Raw genomic sequence first — 19,453 nt, 5'->3', positions numbered from 1 at the left:
GCACCGCTACCGTCGAACTCGCGAGGAGTACCAGTGACCCGGCCCCCGCTTCTGCCAGACCTCTTCGTCGGCCGCGCCGCCCAGGAACCGAACGCGGTGGCGGTCCTGGAGGGCCACGAGGAAACGGGATACGCCCGACTCGCCCGTACTGCCGAGCAGTTGAGCCGCAGCCTGCACGCTCGTGGGATCGGCCGGGGCAGCCGCGTGGGACTGAGCATGCCCGCGGGCTCCGGTCTGCTGGCCTCGCTGCTCGCCGTCTGGTCGGCCGGGGCGGCGGTCGTGCTCCGCGGCGACGGAACAGACGCGCACGGCCCGGACCTCCTGCTGACCCCCGAGGACGTGGCCGCCCCGCCCTCCCCCGCCCCGGACGCGGGCACCGAGGCCCGGGACCGAGCTGAGTCCGGCATCACCGGTGACGACCCGGCACTCGTCGTCCAGCACCGCGACGGCGCCCCCGACACCGTGATCAGCCATGCCGCGGCAGCCGCTCACGTCCGCTGGCTCCTCGACGACGGCCCGGGGATCTCCGGCTCGGACCGCCTGGCGCTCCCTCCCACCTCGGCGCTCCCCGGTCCGATCTGGGAATGCCTCGCCGCGCTGGTGAGCGGCGCGACCCTGGTCGCCATGGACCGCACGGCTTCGTCCGACACCGCCGCACTGGCACGCGCCGTCGCCGAGCGGCGGATCACGGTGCTCGTGCTGCCCGGCGCGACGGCACGACGGCTCGCGGAGGAGCCCGGTCTGCAGGACTGCACCGCCGTGCGGCTCGTTCTGGCCGAGGGCCCCGGCCTGGACGCGGCGACGGCCTACGAAATGACCCTCGGAGGCACGGCCACGCTCTGGCACACCTTCGGATCTGCCACCCTGGGGACGACGGCCGCGGCTCACCTCTACGACCCCGAGCGCGACCTCGCCGTACTGCCGCTGGGCCGTCCGTTGCCCGGCCGACGGGTGACGGTGGTGGACGAGTTCGGCGAGCCGGTCCCGCCCGGTGTGCCGGGCGACCTGCTCGTCGACGGCATCGCCACCGGCGAGCCGGTCCGGCAGCGCAACGACGGCAGCCTGGACCACCTCGGCCGGACCGGTCACGGCGCACCCGGACCGGACGAGAACGGACGGTACGGGGACGGGGACGGGGACGGGGAGGATCCAGCCCCGTACGGCGGCGCGACGGGCGGTCTGCTCCTCGCCTCCGCACGCCCCGCGCACGTCGCCCCGGACACGCCCAGCGAGCGCCTGGTGGCCGCGGTCTGGGCCGAGATCCTGGAGACCGACGGCATCGGCGTCGACGACGACTTCTTCCAGCTCGGCGGGTACTCCCTGCAGATGCCGCTGCTCGCCGAGCGGCTCCAGAACGCCTCCGGCATCCGGCTGGCGCTGAGCGAGCTGTACATCGCGGTGACGGTACGGGGCCAGGCCACGCTGCTGGACGCCGGCGGCGACCGGACGCCCCCGGTCACCCCGGTGCCCCGCGGCGACCGGCTGCCCCTGTCCTTCGGGCAGCGCAGGCTGTGGTTCCTCGACCGGATGCACGCGCACAGCCCGGAGTGGGTGGTGCCGATGCTGCTGAGGGTGCCCGAGGAGGTCACCGCCGGGACGGTGCGTCAGGCGCTCGACGCCCTCGCTGTACGCCATGAGTCGCTCCGCACCCGGTACGAGGCCCAGGGCGACGAGCCGGTCCAGGTGATCGAGAAGCCGCGGCCGGTCGAGCTGCGGGTCGTGGACGCTCCGGAGCAGGACCCGGAGCCCGAGGTACGCCGCGCGTTCGAGACCGGCTTCGATCTCGCCTCCGGAACGCTGTGGCGCGCCCTGCTCGTCAGGCGGCCCGGCGAGGCCCAGACCCTTCTGGTCACGATCCACCACATCGCCTGCGACGGATGGTCCTCCACCGTCCTGGAGCGGGAGTTCCGTACGCTCTGCGCGGATCTGCACGCGGGGCGGACCCCCTCGTTCACGCCGGCCGCCGTCCAGTACGCGGACTACGCCTCCTGGCAGCGCGCCTGGCGCGGAAAGGAGCGGCTCGGCCCCGATCTGGACTTCTGGCGCGCGGAACTGGCGGACCTGACTCCGCTGGAGCTTCCGGCCGACCACGTCCGTCCGGCGGAGCGCGACCCACGCGGCGGGCTGGTGCACTTCACCGTTCCCGCACAGGTGGCTGAGCCGGTGGCCGCCCTCGGGCGGTCGCAGCAGGCCACGCCCTTCATGACCTGGCTGACGGCCTTCTCCACGCTGCTGGCCCGCTACAGCGGCCAGTGGGACGTGCCCATCGGAGTGCCGGTGGCGGGACGCACGGCCTCGGGGGTGGAGGACGTGGTGGGCTTCTTCCTCAACTCGCTGGTCCTGCGCTGCCGTCCGGCCGCGGACCGTCCCTTCGCCGAGGCGCTGCGGGACGTGCGGGCCACGGCTCTCGCCGCCTTCGCGCACCAGGAGGTGTCCTTCGAGCATCTCGTCGAGGAACTGCGGCCGGAGCGCGACCTGTCGCGCACCCCGCTCTACCAGGTCGCCTTCAACTTCAACGACGACGAGGTCGGCGGCGGCATGCCGGACCTGAGCGACGGCGCCATGCTGCTGCGCGCCCGGCAGGTGGCCAAGACCGATCTGACGCTCTATCTGCGCCGGGAACCCGGCGGCGAGCTGACCGGTGTCCTCGAATACGCCACCGCGCTGTTCGAGGCGGAGACCGTGGAGCGGCTGGCCCGCCACTTCGTCACGCTGCTGGAGTCCGTGACGACACAGCCCGGGCGCCCCGTCACCGCGCTCGACATCCTTCCCGCCGACGAGCGCGCCGGGCTGCTGACGCGCTGGAACGACACGGCCACCGCCCTCTCCGACGCCTCTGTGCTCGACCTCATCGAGGAGCGTGCGGCGGCCGACGGCGATGCCGTCGCCGTCGTCGTGGGCGAACAGCGCATGACCTTCCGGGAACTGGACGCACAGGCCACCCGCGTCGCCCACCGTCTCGTGGCGGCCGGCGCGGGCCCGGGCGGACTCGTCGGGGTCTGTCTGCACCGCGGACCCGATCTGATCCCCGCCCTGCTCGGCGTGTGGAAGGCCGGCGCGGCCTATCTCCCGCTGGACCCGGCCAACCCCGGCGACCGCCTGGTCCGGCTGCTGCGGGACAGCGGCGCTCGGATCCTCCTCACCGTCTCCGCCCTGGACGGCCCGACCGCAGCGTTCGACGGGACACGGATCCTCCTCGACCGGGAGCGGGCGGACATCGCCGCCCGCCCGGTCACGCGCGTGCCACGCCCGGCCGACCCGCAGCAGCCCGCGTACGTCATCTACACCTCCGGTTCGACCGGCACCCCCAAGGGAGTCGTGGTCACCCAGCGCGGTCTCGCCAACCACCTGACCTGGGCCGCCCGGGAGCTGATCGGCGGTGCCGGCGGCGCCCCTCTGTTCTCCTCGATCGCCTTCGACCTGCCCGCGACCAATGTGTACGCGCCCCTGATCACCGGCCGCCCGGTGCATGTGCTGCCGCACGACGCGGACGCCGCAACGCTCGGCCCCGCCCTGGTGGCCGAAGGCCCGTACAGCTTCATCAAGCTCACCCCCGGCCATCTGGAACTGCTCAGCCATCAGCTCACCCGCGAGCAGGCCACGGGGCTCGCCGAGATCATCCTGGTGGCGGGCGAGGAACTGCCGGCACGCACCGCCGACCACTGGCTCGGCCTCCTCGGCCCGGGCCGGCTGATCAACGAGTACGGTCCGACGGAAGCGTCCATCGGCAGCACGGTCCACCCGGTCGACGCCCCGCACTCCGCACCCGTACCGCTCGGCCTCCCCCTGCCGAACACGACCGCTCATGTCCTGGACGGCGCGGGCGAGCCGGTGCCCCTCGGCGTGATCGGGGAACTCTTCGTCGGCGGCGCCGGTGTGGCCCGTGGCTACCTCGACCGGCCCCGGCTCACGGCCGAGCGCTTCGTGCCCGACCCCTACGGGTTGCCCGGCGCACGGCTGTACCGCACCGGCGACCTGGCGCTGCGGCGCCCGGACGGCAGCATCGTCTTCCGCGGCCGGACGGACCACCAGGTCAAGCTCCGCGGATATCGCATCGAACTGGGCGAGGTCCAGACCCGTCTCGCCGCCCTCCCCGGTGTCCGCGACGCCGTCGTGGTGGTCACCGAGAGCTCCACGGGCGAGAAGTCACTGAGCGGCTATCTGGTGCCCGAGGACGGGCCGGGGGGCGCCACCGACACTCGGCGACTGCGCGAACTCCTGGCGGAGGAGCTGCCGGAGTACATGGTGCCCGCGACCCTGACCGTCATCGACGCCGTGCCGCTGACCACCAACGGCAAGCTGGACCGGGCCGCGCTGCCGGCCGCCACCACGGCCGCCGCCACCCACACCGCTCCGGAGGGCCCGACCGAGGAGCTGATCGCCGCACTGTGGGCCGAGCTCCTCGGCCGGGAGCGGATCGGCTCGGACGACAACTTCTTCGAGGTGGGCGGGCATTCGATCCTCGCCATCCGGATGGCGGCCAGGCTCCAGGACACCTTCGACATCGACCTGTCCGTACGGACGGTCTTCGAACAGCCCACGGTCGGACTGCTCGCCAAGGCGGTCGAGTCCGCCATCAGGGCCGAGATCGATCAGCTGTCCGACGCCGAACTGACGTCCACCGCGGCGGAAGGGCCCGGAAATGAGTGACCACGCCACCATGACCGACAACGCCACGGCGGTCGACACACGCACCGCGCACCAGGAGTTCTGGCACCGGATCGCCGACACCCACGCCCCGCTCGCCCTCCCCGACGTCTGGGGAGACCCGCACCGGCCGGGCGAGCGCTGCCGGGTCACGGTCCCGTTCGACGATCTGCGGGGCGCGCTGGACGCCCTCTCCGAGCGCGCGGGCGTCCGGCTCGCCGACACCCTCTTCGCCGCCCACCTCGCGGTGATGGGGGCGCTGACTTCCGACCCCGCCTTCCACACCGGCCTGTGGGACGACGGTCCGGACCCCGGCGGGTACGGAAGCGTTCTGCCGGTCCCGCACGCCCGGCCCACCGGCGACTGGCTCGCTCTGGTCCGGGCGACCGCCCGGCACGTCAGCGAAGCCCATGACCACGCGCCCCAGCCGCCGGGGTGCGTCCCCGACGCCACCGTCCTGTTCGCCCCCGCGGCAGCGGGCCCCGCCGTCGGCGACCATGCCCTCGTCGTCCGGGCCCATGACCGTCACCTCGACCTGAACTGCCGGACGGACGCCGTCGCACCCGTGTGGGCGGATCTGCTCGCCACGCTGTACCGGTCCGTGCTGGGCGCGATGGCCGAGGACCCGCGCGGCGACGCCACCGAAAGCCCGCTGCCCGGCCATGTCCGGCAGGCCGTCCTCGATGCCGGACGCGCCCCGGGCACCGACCGGCCCGCCGCGACGGTGGCCGAACTCTTCGCACGACAGGCCGTCGCCACGCCGGACGCGGTCGCCGTACTCGCCGGGTCCAGGTCGACGACCTACCAGGAGCTCGACGCCCGCTCCGCCCGCATCGCCCACCGGCTTCAGGACCTGGGAGTCGGCCCCGGCAGTGTCGTGGGTGTGCTCCTGCACCGCGGCGAGGATCTCCTCCCGGCGCTGCTCGGCGTGCTGCGGTCGGGAGCGGCCTACGTTCCGCTCGACCCGGCCGTCCCCGGCCGCCGCCTCGCGCACATCCTCGGCGAGACACGGGCGCCCCTGGTGCTCACCCATGCGGCCCTCGCCGCCCGGATACCCGCGAAGCACCCCGGCGCCACCGTGGTCCTCGACGACGAGAACGAGCGGGCCGCCCTCGCCGCACTGCCAAAGACGGCCCCCCAGCAGGCCGCCGAAGGCCGGTCGCCGGCCTATGTCATCTACACCTCCGGTTCCACCGGCACCCCCAAGGGCGTGGTGATCGAACACGACGCCCTGACCAACCTGCTGTGGTCCTTCCGCCAGAGCCTCGCCGGCGGACACGGCACCGGTCAGGACACCGGCCCCAGCACCTGGCTGGCCTCGACCTCGGTCTCCTTCGACATCTCGGCCCTCGAGCTGTACCTGCCGCTGATCCACGGCGGCCGGGTGGTCCTCGCCGACGACGACGAGGCCAAGGACCCCACGGCCCTCCTGGCGCTCATCGACACCCGCGGTGTCACCCATGTGCAGTCCACTCCGTCCGGCTGGCGGCTGCTGCTCGCCGCCGGCTTCGCCCGCCCGCACATCACCGGCCTGGCCGGCGGAGAGGAACTCCCCGCCCGGGTCGCCGCGGAGTTGCGCGGCCGGCTCGCCGCGCTGGTCAACGTGTACGGGCCCACGGAGACCACGATCTGGTCGGCCGCCTGGCCCGTACCGCACGGCGTCGACCGGGTCGCCCTCGGGCAGCCCGTCGCCAACACCCGCCTGCACGTCCTGGACCGCTCGGCGCAGCCCGTGCCACCCGGAGTGCCGGGTGAGCTGCACATCGGCGGAGACGGACTGGCGCGCGGCTACTTCGGCCGGCCCGCCCTGACGGCCGAGCGGTTCGTACCGGACCCGTACGGGCCACCGGGCACGCGCCTCTACCGCACCGGCGACCTGGCGCGCCGACTGCCGGACGGCACACTCGAGTTCCTCGGCCGGATCGACACCCAGGTGAAGGTCAGCGGCTACCGCATCGAGCTCGGCGAGATCCAGGCCGCGCTCACCGCCCACCCGCTGGTACGCGACGCCGTCGTGGTGGTGCGCGAGCCGACCCCCGGCAACAAGCGGATCGTCGCCTACGTCGTACCGGCCGGCCGGATCGAGGAATCCCGGCTCCGCCGCCATCTGGCCGCGCTGCTCCCGGCGTACATGATCCCCGCGAGCTTCGTCGCCCTGCAGCACATCCCGCTGAGCATCAGCGGCAAGGTCGACCGTGCCGCCCTGCCGGCGCCCGGACCCGAGAGCGATCCCCAGCAGCACCGGCCGGCATCGCCGGCGACATCCGACAACACCGACCCGGTGAGGGAGTACCAGGCATGAGCGTCGACGACACGCCGAACGCACAGCAGGACACGGCGGCGTTGCGCGAAGAGCTGCTGCGCCGCCGGCTGGCGGGCGCACGCGGCCACCGCAGGACCGCCATCGAACGGGTGGACCGCAGCGGTCCACTGCCGCTCTCCTTCGGGCAGCAGCAGATGTGGTTCCTCAACCGCCTCGATCCCGACAGCCACGAATATCTGGTGCCGCTCGTCCTGCGGCTGCGCGGCACGCTCGACACGGACGCGCTCCGCGGCGCGTGGCAGCGGGTGCTGGAGCGGCACGAAATCCTGCGGACGCGCTACGCGCCGACCGAGGGCGACCCGGTGCAGCTGGTGGACCCCGCCGGGGACACCGAGCTGCCCGTCGTGGACGTCACCGGTTCTCTCTCACAAGCCGGAACCGATGCCGAAGCCGCCGCCCCGACGGGCGCCGACTCCGCCGGGCGCGAGGCGCGCGTCCGGCGTCTGGTGGAGGAGGAGATCGACCGGCCGATCGACGTGGAGCGGCAGTGGCCGGTCCGCGCGAAGCTGTTCCGGCTCGACGCGCACGACCACGTCCTGGCGGTGACCTTCCATCACATCGCCTGCGACGCCTGGTCCGTACGGATCTTCGCCGGCGAACTCAGCGCCCTCTACACCGCCGCCGTGACGGGCACCCCCGCCGCCCTTCCCGACCTCCCCCTGCAGTACGCCGACTTCGCCTCCTGGCAGCGCCGCCATCTGACCGGCGACACCCTGGAGCGCCAACTGGCCTACTGGCGAAGCCAGCTGGACGGCATCCAGCCCTTGGACACCCCGATCGACCGGCCCCGGCCCGCGGTGCGCGACTGGGCCGGCGACTCGGTGCCCTTCCGGATCCCCGCCGCGACGGCCGACCGTGCGCGGGCGCTGGCCCGTCGGTACGACACCACTCTGTTCAACGTGCTCCTCGCGGCCTACCAGGCCCTGCTCGCCCGCCACACCGCCGCCCCCGGCAGCCTGCCCGGAGCGGGCGCCGACATCCCCGTCGGCATCACGGTCTCGGGGCGCGGCCGTCCCGAACTGCAGCATCTCTTCGGCTATGGCATCAACACCCTGGTGGCCAGGGCTCGTTGGGATGGAGACCCGTCCTTCGGGCAGGTGCTCACCCAGGTACGGGACATGGTCCTGGACGCCTTCGACCACCAGTCGGTGCCCTTCGCCCGGCTGGTCGACGAGCTCCAGCCGGACCGTGATCTGGCCCGCACCCCGCTGTTCCAGGTGGACTTCATCCTCCACGAGGACCGGGGCAGCGCCTTCGACATGCCCGGTCTCTCCGTCGAGTCGGTCATGGCCGACCGGGTCGCCAAGTTCGACCTCACCCTGAACGTGGACCACGCGGAGACCGGCGGCCTCGACGCACGGCTCGCCTATCCGACCGCGCTCTTCGAGCGGGCCACCGTCGCGCGGACCGCCGAGCGCTTCATCCGCCTCCTCGACGCGGCGACCGCGCGCCCCGATGCCCCGCTCTCCGGCGCGGACCTCCTCACCGACGACGACCGCGCGCTGCTCGCGCGGCCGTACACCACGGCGGAACTGCCGGAGCCCCTCCGCGACTGCCTCGTCGAGGAGGGGCTGATCGGCCCGGAGGCCGCCACCGCCGGAACCGGCCTGCCGGTTCGTGTGGTGGACGCCCACGGCCGTCCGCTCCCGGTCGGGGTGGCGGGCGAGCTGTGCGTCGGTGCGGTGGCGGGCGCGCAGGCCCCGGCCTCCTTCGAAGGCTCCCTGCCCGACCCGTCGGGGCCCTCCGGGGCCCTGCTCCACCGCACCGGACGGCTCGCACGATGGCTGGCCGACGGCACCCTCGACCTCCTCGGGCTGATCGAGGAGCAGGTCTGCGTGCGAGGCCGCCGGGTGGACCTCGGGCAGATCCGCTCGGCGCTCACCTCGTTCGCGGGCGTGCGTGAGGCGCTCGTCGTGGTCCGCGACAGCGGGGCGGAGCCCTCGGGCCTGGCCGCCTACACCGTCGCGACCGGACCGGACGCCCTGGACACGGCCGGGCTGCGCGCGCACCTCGCGGAGCGGCTGCCGGAGCCTCTCGTCCCCGACTCCTTCACGGTCCTGGCCGCGCTGCCGGTGACCGCCGAGGGGGTCCCCGACCTCGACGCCCTGCCCGATCCGCGGGCGGCCGCGGACGGGGCAGCCGCGCGCACCGCGCCCCGTACGCCCGCGGAGGAGCGGCTCGTCGCCCTGTGGCGCGAGGTGCTCGGCGTGGACGAGGTGGGGGTCGACGACAACTTCTTCGCCCTCGGCGGCGACTCCTTGCGCGCGGTCCGCCTGGCCGGCGCCATGCGCGCCGCCGGATTCGACGTCACCATCCGGGGCGTGTTCCAGCACGGCACGATCTCCCGCCTGGCCGCCGCTGTCGAGTGGCAGGAGGGCACGGCCACGCAGACCGGACTCGTCCGGGCGGTGGAACCGTTCGCACTGCTGGAGCCGCAGGACCGGGAGCGGATCCCGGAGGGTGTCGTCGACGCCTATCCGCTCTCGCAGATCCAGACCGGCATGCTCGTGGAGACGCTCACCCGGCCCGGCCAAGGTGCCTATGTGAACATCAGCAGCTTCCGGGTGCCGGACGACGAAGCGTTCGACCCGGCCGCGCTGCGCGCGGCGCTGGACATGGTCGCGGCGCGGCACGACGTGCTGCGGACGTCGGTGGCACTGGACGGCTACTCCCGGCCGCTCCAGCTGGTGCACGGCCAGGTGGAACTCCCCCTGGACGTCCACGATCTGCGCGGTTTCGACGAGGAGCAGCGGCGCGCCCAAGCGGCGGCGTTCACGGCTGAGCGACGGGCCGGCTTCGATCTGCGCGCCGCGTCACTCGTGCGGGTCGACGTCCATCTGGAGTCGGACGACACCTGGCGGCTGACATTCACCCAGAGCCACGCCGTCAGCGACGGATGGAGCCAGCACACCCTGCTCATGGAGCTGCTCGGCGTGTACCGCGCGGTGCGCGACGGGCAGCCGCTGCCCGCCCACGAGACGCCTTCGGTGCGGTACGCGGACTTCGTCGCGGCCGAGCTCGCCTCGCTGGACGGCGACGCCGACCACGAGTTCTGGCAGCGCGTCACCGACGAGCACGCCCCGTTCGCCCTGCCCGGCGCCTGGGGCGAGGACGGTCCCGTCGAGGGCTATCGCGTCGCCGTGCCGTTCCACGATCTTCAGCACGGGCTGCGGCGGCTTGCCGCGGCGGCCGACGGCTCGCTCAAGAGCGTGCTGCTCGCCGCGCACCTGACGGTGCTCTCCCAGCTCACGTCCGAACGCTCCTTCCACAGCGGCCTGGTGGTCCACGGCCGTCTGGAGGCACCCGGCGGCGACCGGATCCTGGGCATGCACCTCAACACCGTGCCCTTCCCCGTCGTCCGTGCCGCCACCTGGCGTGAGCTGGTACGCCGTACGTTCGCGCAGGAGACCCGTGTGTGGGGGCACCGTCGCCATCCGCTGCCGGCCATCCAGCGCGCCGCCGACAGCACCGACCGGCTGATCACCGTCCTGTTCGAGTACCAGGACTTCCACCAGGTCGACGACGCGCTCGTCGCCGACCGGGACGGCGCGAACGGCATCGGCGACACGGGCGGGGCGGTCAACGAGTTCGCCCTCAACGTCCTCGCCAACAGCGGACACATCCATCTGATCAGTGCCACCGATGTCCTCGGCCGCGCAGACTCCGAGCGGCTGGCGGACATGTACCGGCAGGTCCTGACCGCGATGGCGGCCGACCCCGACGGCGACGCCACCGCCACCCACCTGCCGGCCGGCGAGCGCCACCAGCTCCTCGCCCAATGGCACACGACTCCGGGGCAGTTGCCCGTCCTGCCGGTCCACCACCTCTTCGAGGACCAGGCCGCCGAGACCCCCCACTCCCCCGCCGTGCGTCACCTCGACTCGCTGCTGAGCTACGCCGAGCTGGACGAGCGGGCCAACCGCATCGCCCACCACCTGCGGACACTCGGCGCCGGTCCGGACACCCTCGTCGGCCTGCACCTGGCGCGCGGCCCCGAGCTGCTCCCGGCCATGCTCGGCATCTGGAAGAGCGGGGCGGGCTGCCTGCCCCTGGACCCCTCGCTGCAGCGGACCCGGATGGCCACCATGCTGGAGGACGCCGGTCCGCGCCTGATCGTCACGACCGGCGATCTGCTGCCCGCTCTCGCCGGCCTCCACGACCGCGACACGGTCGTTCTCGACCGCGCGGCGGACGCCCGGGCGATCGCGGCCCGGCCGGCGACCCGCCCGGAGCCCGTCGGCACGCTCGCCAACCTGGCGTACGTGATGTACACCTCCGGCTCGACCGGCACCCCGAAGGGTGTGCTCGTCCCGCACTCGGGCCTGGCCAACTACCTGGGCTGGAGCGCGGAGGCGTACGCCTCCCGGGGCTCCGGCGGCGCGCCCGTCTTCTCCTCGATCTCCTTCGACCTGGGGCTGCCGGACCTGCTCACCCCGCTGATCACCGGTCAGACCACGCATCTGCTGCCGCAGGACCTGAGCACCGCCGATCTCGGCGCCGAGCTGGCGGCGGGAGCCCCGTACAGCTTCATCAAGCTCACCCCGGGCCACCTCGATCTGCTCACGCATCAGCTCACGGCGGAACAGGCCCACGGCCTCGCGGGGCTCGTCATCGCGGCCGGCGACAGCTTCTCGGCGGCTCTCGTCGCCCGCTGGCGCGAACTGGCGGGCCCGCAGGGCACCGCGCTGGCCGCGGAGTACGGACCCACCGAGACCTCGATCGGCAACTCGGGCTCCCCCGTGGCCGACACCGTCACCACCGAGCTGGTGCCGCTCGGCGCGCCCGTCCCGAACACCAGCATGTACGTCCTGGACGAGCGCATGCGGCCGGTACCGGTCGGCGTGCCGGGCGAGGTGTACATCGGCGGGATCGGGCTGGCCCGCGGCTATCAGCGGCGCCCCGGGCTCACCGCCGAGCGCTTCCTGCCCGACCCGTACGGTCCGCCCGGCTCGCGTCTGTACCGCACCGGTGACCTCGCCCGCTATCTCGCGGACGGCACCCTGGACTTCCTCGGCCGGATCGACAACCAGGTCAAGATCCGCGGCTACCGCGTCGAACTCGGCGAGGTGCAGCACCATCTCACCGCGCACCCGGACGTCGAGGACGCCGTCCTGTTGCTGAGGGAGAACGGCAACGGGGAGAAGAGCCTGGTCGCCTATGTCGTCGGCACCAGCACCCCGGGGCAGGACGCGGCGGACCTGGCCGGCCTGCGCGCCCATCTGTCGGCGCGGCTGCCCGAGTACATGGTTCCGGCCGCCTTCATGGCCGTCGACCGCATCCCGCTGACCGCGAACGGCAAGGTGGACCGGCGGGCTCTGCCGGCGCCGGACCGCGAGGCGTTCGCCGGCACCGCCCACATCGCTCCGCGTACCCCCGTGGAGGAGCGCATCGCCGCCGTCTGGCGCGAGGTGCTCGGCGTGGACCGGGTCGGTGCGGAGGACGGCTTCTTCGCGCTCGGCGGCGACTCGATGCGCGCCGTGCGCCTGGCGGGTGCTCTGCGCGAGGCCGGTTTCGACCTCAGCATCGGCGATGTTTTCGAGCACGGGACCGTGGCCGCGCTCGCCGTCGCGGCGGCGGGCAAGGACGGCACCGATTCGCTGGTACGGGCGGTGGAACCGTTCGCGCAGCTGGCACCGGAGGACCGGGAGCGGCTGCCGGAGGGCGTCGTCGACGCCTATCCGCTCTCGCAGATCCAGACCGGCATGCTCGTCGAGATGCTCACGCACCGCGACCGCAACACCTACCACCACGTCAACAACTTCCGTATCAGGGACCGCGAGCCGTTCTCCCTGCTCGCGCTGCGCGAGGCGCTGGCCGTGGTCACGGCGCGGCACGACATCCTGCGGACGTCGATGGCGCTGGAGGGCTACTCCCAACCGCTTCAGCTGGTCCACTCCCACGCCGACATCGCCCTCGCCGTGCACGACCTGCGCGGCCTCGGCGAGGAGCGGCAGCGCGCGGCGGCGCTCGCCTTCATCGCCGAGGAAAAGGCGAACCTCTTCGATCTGCACGTGGCGCCGCTGTTCCGGGTGAGTGTGCACCTGGAGTCCGACGAGGCCTGGCGGCTGACGTTCACCCAGAGCCACGCCATCACCGAGGGATGGAGCTACCACACCCTGCTGATGGAGCTGCTGGCCGCGTACCGCGCGGTGCGCGACGGACAGCCCCTGCCGGCTTACGAGACCCCGTCGGTGCGCTACGCCGACTTCATCGCGGCCGAGACCGAGGCGCTGGCCAGCGAGGAGCAGCGGGCCTTCTGGCAGGCGGTCGTGGACACGAGCGCGCCGTTCACTCTGCCCGAGGGCTGGGGGCAGGAGGGTCCCAGCGAGCCCTATCACCGGCTCGTCCCCTTCCACGATCTGGAGGAGGGCCTGCGGCGGCTGGCCGCCGCGGCCGGCGGGTCGCTCAAGAGCGTGCTGCTCGCCGCGCACCTGACGGTGCTCTCCCGGCTGACGCCCGAACGCGCCTTCCACAGCGGTCTGGTGGCCCACGGCCGTCTGGAGGCACCCGGCGGCGACCGGGTCCTGGGCATGCACCTCAACACCGTGCCCTTCCCGGCGGTGGGCGGCACCACCTGGCGTGAGCTGGTGCGCCGCACCTTCACGCAGGAGACCCGGATCTGGGGGCACCGGCGCTATCCGCTGCCCGCGATCCAGCGCGCCGCCGACAGCGCCGACCGGCTGATCACCGTCCTGTTCAGCTACCTCGACTTCCATCAGGTCGACACGGACGCGGTGGACGTCGAGGCGGGATTCGGGGTGGGCGGCAACGAGTTCGCCCTGGACGTGATCGCCGCCCGCGGCCATCTGAGCCTCGGTTCCTTCACCGATGTCATGAGCCGGGACAACGCCGAGCGGCTGGCGGACATGTACCGGCAGGTGCTCACCGCGATGGCGGAGAACCCGGACGGCGACGCCGCCATCGCCCTGCTGCCCGCCCAGGAGCGGCACCTGCTGTTCGGCGAGTGGAACGCCACGGACGTGGAGTGGCCCGCCGGCTCCGTCCTGGACCTGTTCGAGGAGACCGCGGCCCGCGTCCCCGAGGCGGTGGCCGTCGTCGCGGGCGAGCGCAGGCTCTCCTACCGGGAGCTCGACGAGCGGGCCAACCGCATCGCCCACCAGCTGCGCTCGCTCGGCGCCGGTCCTGACACGCTCGTGGGCGTCTGCCTGAACCGCGGCCCCGAGCTGGTCGCCGCCCTGCTGGGAGTGTGGAAGGCTGGCGCCGCGTACGTGCCGCTCGACCCCTCCAACCCCGCCGAGCGCCTGGCCCATGTCCTCACCGACAGTGAGGCCGCCGTCCTCGTGACCGACAGCGCGTCGGCCCACGCCACCGAGGGCCACCGGGGTCCGCGCCTCGACCTCGACGCCGACCGCGCCGTCCTGGCGGCGGCGCCCGCGACGCCTCCGGCGCGCGAGAGCGATCCCGGACTGCTCGCGTACGTCATCTACACCTCGGGATCCACCGGCACCCCCAAGGGGGTGATGATCACGCAGCGCGGTCTGGCCAATCACCTGCGCTGGGCCGCCCGGGACCTCACGGGCGACGAGGGCGGCGCGCCACTGTTCTCCTCCGTCGCCTTCGATCTGCCGGCCACCAATCTGTACGTCCCCCTGATCACCGGCCGTTCCGTGCACATCCTTCCGGCCGACCTGGACACCGCCTCGCTCGGCGAGGCGCTGGCGGGCGGGGCACCGTACGGCTTCATCAAGCTGACGCCCGGCCATCTCGAAGTCCTCACCCACCAGTTGCCGCCCGGCGAGCTGGCGCGGCTGGCGGGGACCGTGCTCGTCGCCGGGGAGGCCCTGCCGCCCCGGCTGGCCAACCATTGGCTCGGTCTGGTCGGGCCCGGCCGGCTGGTCAACGAGTACGGACCCACCGAGACCTCCATCGGCGCCACCGCCCACCCGGTCACCGGCGCGCAGAACAGCGCCGTCCCGCTCGGCGGTCCGCTGCCCAACACGACCGCGTACGTTCTCGACGCGCGGCTGCGCCCGGTCCCGGTCGGGGTGCCCGGCGAGCTCCACATCGGCGGCGAGGGCCTGGCTCGCGGCTATCGCAACTGCCCCGGGCTCACGGCCGAGCGCTTCGTGCCCGACCCGTACGGTCCGCCCGGGTCGCGGCTCTACCGGACCGGGGATCTCGCCCGCCATCTGCCGGACGGCACCCTGGACTTCCTCGGCCGGATCGACAACCAGGTCAAGATCCGCGGCTACCGCGTCGAACTGGGCGAGGTGCAGCACCGGCTCACCGAGTACCCGGGTGTGAAGGACGCCGCGGTCGTGGTCCATCAGACCGCGGACCGGGGTCCGGAGCTCGCCGCGTACGTGGTGGCCTCCGACGGGCTCGCGCCCGACCGGACCGCGCTGCGCGCGCATCTCGCGGCGACACTGCCCGACTACATGGTCCCGGTCGTGTTCACGCCGGTGGAGAGCATTCCGCTCACGCCCAACGGCAAACTGGACCGCCGGGCGCTGCCCGCGCCCGATCAGGACAGCCGGCCGTACGTGGCCCCAACCACCCCCACCGAGCAGGCGATCGCCGCCGTCTGGCGCGAGGTCCTGGGTCTGGAGAGGGTAGGTGCGGACGACAGCTTCTTCGATCTCGGCGGACACTCCATCCTCGCCGTGCGGATGCTCGCCACGGGACGCGAGGCCGGGCTGCCGCTCGCCGTATGGATGATCTACCAGGCCGGTACGCTCGCCGAACTCGCCGAACTCGTGGACGCGGAGCAAGGGCCGGACGGCGCCGTCGGCGGCGCCGGGGCCGGAGCGGGGAGCGACGGCACCCGGGTGCCCCGCCTGCCCGCCCAAGCACGGGCCGACGCCGGCACCGGTGCCCATCGCTCGGTCGGCCTCACCCTGCGCCGTCCCGACCCGGCGCTCCTGGAGCAGGCGCTGGCCGCCGTGGTCGCCCATCACGAGGCCCTGCGCCTGCGGCTCACGCCCGGTAGCGCCGAAGGGCTCATCGCCCCGGCGGAGTCCGCTCGGCTGCTCGAGGTCGTCGACCTGCGCGGGACGGCCGTGGCCGACCGGGCCGACGCCGTCGCGCGTGCGCTCGACGCGGCCCGCGACCGGCTCGACCCCGCGTCGGGGCCGGTCCTCCAGGCCACGCTGTGCGATGTCGGCGAGGAACGGCTGCTGGCCTCCGACGTCGCCTCCGAGATGTGGATCACCGTGCACGAGCTGGCCGCCGACGCGGCCTCCCTCGCCCTCGTGGCCGAGGACGTCGAGACCGCCTACCGCATGTGCGCACAGGGCTCCCCGGTGCGGTTGCCGTCCGTGCCCACACCCCTGCGGCAGTGGGCGAGCAGGACCGCCGAGCTGGCCGCGCGGCCCGAGACCGCGGACCAGGCCCACCAGTGGATCGGCCAGGAACGCGCGGGCGGGCTGCCGGTGGACCACCCGGGCGGTGACAACTCCCATGGCTCGGCCCGGACGGTCACCACGGTGCTCTCACCGGAGCGGACCCGTGCCCTGCTCGCCGGGTACGAGCCGGAGCAGGCGCTGCTGACGACCCTGGGCAGGGTCGTGACCCGCTGGACGGGCCGCGACCGGCTCGCCCTCGATCTGCGTACCGACCCCCGCGACGGCTCCGCCGCGGGGACCGATCTCTCGCGGACGGTGGGGCCGCTCGCCGACAGCGTCCCGCTCACTCTGTGGCTGCCCCGGACACGCGAACTGCCCGCCCTGCTGCGCTCCGTCGGCCGGCAGCTCGCCGAGCTGCCCGTGCCGCGCCATGTGTACGGAGTGCTGCGCGACCTGGCGCCCGACCCGGAGCTGGCGGCGGAGCTCCGCTCCGCCGAACGTCCGCGACTGGGCTTCGCCCTGCTCGCCGCGCCCTCCGCGCAGACGAACCCCGGCGCCGAACGGGACCATCTCCTCGATGTCGCGGCCGTGTTCGACGAGGGGCAGCTGTATCTGCGCTGGACGTACGGCTCCCGGCTGTACGACGCCGCGACGGTACAGCGGCTGGCCGATGAGCACCTCGTCGAACTGAACGCGCTGACCGCCCTCGCCACGACGCCCTCGCCGGCCGACGAGGGCGGCACGGGCGGCACGTCCGATGCCGGTGCCAGGGCCACCCGGACGACCCGCGCCACCCACCGGGTCGCGACCCGTTCGGTGCCCGAGGTGATGGCCCGCCACCACATCCCGGGAGCGGCGATCGCACTGATCGAGGGCGGCGAACTGGCCTCGGTGGAGACCCATGGCCATCTCGGTGCGGACGGCGAGGAACCGGTCGGCGAGAACACGCTCTTCGCCGCCGCGTCCATCAGCAAGCACGTGACGACCTTCGGCCTGCTGCGACTGGCCCAGGAGCAGGGCCTCGACCTCGACCTCGACGTCAACCGCTGCCTCAGCTCCTGGCAACTGCCGGCCCCCGACGCCGGGGACGCTCCGCCCGTCACTCTGCGGCACCTGGTGGCGAATCTGGCGGGACTCGCCGAGCCGCCGCGCCGCGCGGGCTACCGGATCGGCGAACCGGTTCCCTCCGTCCTCGACCTCCTGCACGGACGGTCGCCCGCCGAACCGGTTCCGGTCGGGCGGGAGTTCGCTCCCGGCGAGGTCTTCCGGCTCAACAACGCCCACTACTGCGTACTCCAGCAGGCGATGACCGATCTCTCCGGCGAACCGTTCCCGGAGCTGATGCGGCGGCTCGTGCTCGAACCGCTGGGCATGGAGCACAGCGGCTTCGACCCGGCCTTCCCGGAGACCTCGGGCCTCCCGGTGGCGCGCGGTCACGACCTGGAGGGCGTGCCTCTGCCCGGCGGCCACGAGGTCTATCCGGAGTCGGCGGCGCGCGGTCTGTGGACGACCGCCGGAGATCTGGCCAGGCTCGTCCTGGGCGTCAGGGACAGCCGGTTGGGCCGGCCGGGCGCGCTGGTGCCGCAGGAGGCGGTACGGGAGATGCTCACGCCGCAGTCCGACCGTCCGTACGGCTGGGGCACGATCGTCGACCACAGCGGCGTCGATCTCGAATTCGGTCACGGGGGTCAGGCGGCCGGATACCAGGCGATGTTCGGTATGCGCGCCCATGCCGGGTCGGGTGCCGTGGTGCTCACCAACGCCGCCTCCGGAAGGGAGCTGGTCACCCATCTGATGTCGACGGGCTGGTCGGACAAGGGCCGTCTGACCGGCTTCTGGCAGAGCGCGGCGGCGGAGACGGCCGTGCAGCCGCGATGAGCGAGGACACCCGAAGTCCCTCGGACTCCGCAGGCTCCCCGGAGTCCGGGGGCGCCCTCGGGACGGCCGGCGCGTCCGGCCGTCCACCGGTCCCGCTGCGCAGGAACACCGAGTTCATCCGCTTGTGGGCCGGGGCCGGCGTCTCGCAGTTCGGTACCCGGGTCGGCATGACGGCCTTCCCGTTGCTGACGCTGTATCACACGGGTTCGGCGGTGGACGCCGGTCTGGTCGGGTTCGCCGCCTCCCTGCCGAACTTCGTCGTCCAACTGCCCGCCGGCGCCCTGGTCGACCGCTGGGACCGGCGTCGGCTGATGCTCTGGTGCGACATCATCGGCGCCTTCTCGATCGCGGCCGTGGCCGTCGCCGTGTTCCTGGGACAGATCTGGTTGCCCCACCTGATGGCGGCCGCGTTCCTCGAAGGCGCCCGCGGCATCGTCGTCGATCTGGGCGAGCGGGCGAGTGTGCGGCAGGTGGTCGCCCCCGGCCAGCTCCCTGCCGCGCTCGCCCAGAACGAGGCACGAGGGCAGGCCATGGGCCTGCTCGGCCAGCCCGGCAGCGGCGGTCTGCTCGCCGTCGCGGGCTGGCTGCCCTTCGCCGCGACGGCACTGGCGAGTTCAGTGGCCGCAGTGTGCGTCGCGCTGATGCGCAAAAGCCGGGGCGTCCATACCGCCGCCCGCGCGCAGCCGCTGCACACCGACATCAAGGAGGGCGTGCTCTGGCTGTGGCGGCACCGGGTCGCCCGCCTGCTGGTCTCGCTCTTCGCGGGCTGCAACTTCGCCTTCCAGATCCTGATGCTCACCGTCATGGTGATCATTCAGCAGAGCGGCCGTTCCCCCGTGTTCGTCGCCCTGGTCACCGGCTGCGGCGGCCTCGGCGGTCTCGCCGGGGCGCTGGCCGCGCCCCGGCTGCGTCGGCGTTTCAGTCTGCGTGCCGTCTTTCTCGCCGGTTGTGTGCTGTGGGTCCTGATCACGCCGCTGGTCGCGTGGGTCCGCCACCCCGCGGGGCTGGCCGTCCTGCTGACCGCCACGACGTCGATCGTCGGCGTACTGAGCGTCACCGCCTGGGTATTCCAGGTCCAGCACACCCCCGACGAGCTCCAGGGCCGGGTGAACGGCACGGCGCGCTTCCTGGCCTCCGGAGCGAACTCCCTGGGCGCGCTGTGCGGCGGCTATCTGCTGGACAGGGCCGGCGCCGCACCGACCGGGCTCGTCGTCTGCGGTGTGCTGCTGCTGGTGACGACCGTGGTGGTGTCCGGGCGTCGGACTCTGGCCGAACCCGCGGCGGACCTTTCGTGATTTCC

The 19,453-nt window shown here is 73.4% G+C and carries 4 protein-coding genes; all 4 read left to right on the top strand.

All coding sequences use genetic code 11. The features are described 5' to 3' along the window. The first annotated feature begins 33 nt into the window (after positions 1–33). From ABZX90_RS12285 to ABZX90_RS12270, 4 genes are read left to right on the top strand one after another with little or no spacing between them, the layout of a single operon-like run. The gene (locus ABZX90_RS12285; RefSeq protein WP_355204021.1) at positions 34–4,650 is read left to right on the top strand and encodes an amino acid adenylation domain-containing protein; all 4,617 of its coding nucleotides are present in this window, start codon (positions 34–36) and stop codon (positions 4,648–4,650) included. Further along, positions 4,643–6,949, top strand: coding sequence for an amino acid adenylation domain-containing protein (locus ABZX90_RS12280; protein ID WP_355204018.1), 2,307 nt, complete (start codon positions 4,643–4,645; stop codon positions 6,947–6,949). The genes ABZX90_RS12285 and ABZX90_RS12280 overlap by 8 nt, the downstream gene beginning before the upstream one ends. Continuing rightward, positions 6,946–18,153, top strand: coding sequence for an amino acid adenylation domain-containing protein (locus tag ABZX90_RS12275; protein ID WP_355204015.1), 11,208 nt, complete (start codon positions 6,946–6,948; stop codon positions 18,151–18,153). Before ABZX90_RS12280 ends, ABZX90_RS12275 begins: the two co-directional genes overlap by 4 nt. After that, entirely contained in the window at positions 18,150–19,448 is a 1,299-nt protein-coding gene (locus ABZX90_RS12270) for an MFS transporter (RefSeq protein ID WP_355204012.1), read from the top strand. The genes ABZX90_RS12275 and ABZX90_RS12270 overlap by 4 nt, the downstream gene beginning before the upstream one ends. The last annotated feature ends 5 nt before the right edge of the window (positions 19,449–19,453 follow it).

The sequence above is a fragment of the Streptomyces sp. NPDC002935 genome (assembly GCF_040611295.1).
Classification (GTDB): domain Bacteria; phylum Actinomycetota; class Actinomycetes; order Streptomycetales; family Streptomycetaceae; genus Streptomyces.
The sequence above is the reverse complement of the archived record's forward strand: the minus strand, read 5'-3'. Positions and strand labels throughout refer to the sequence as shown.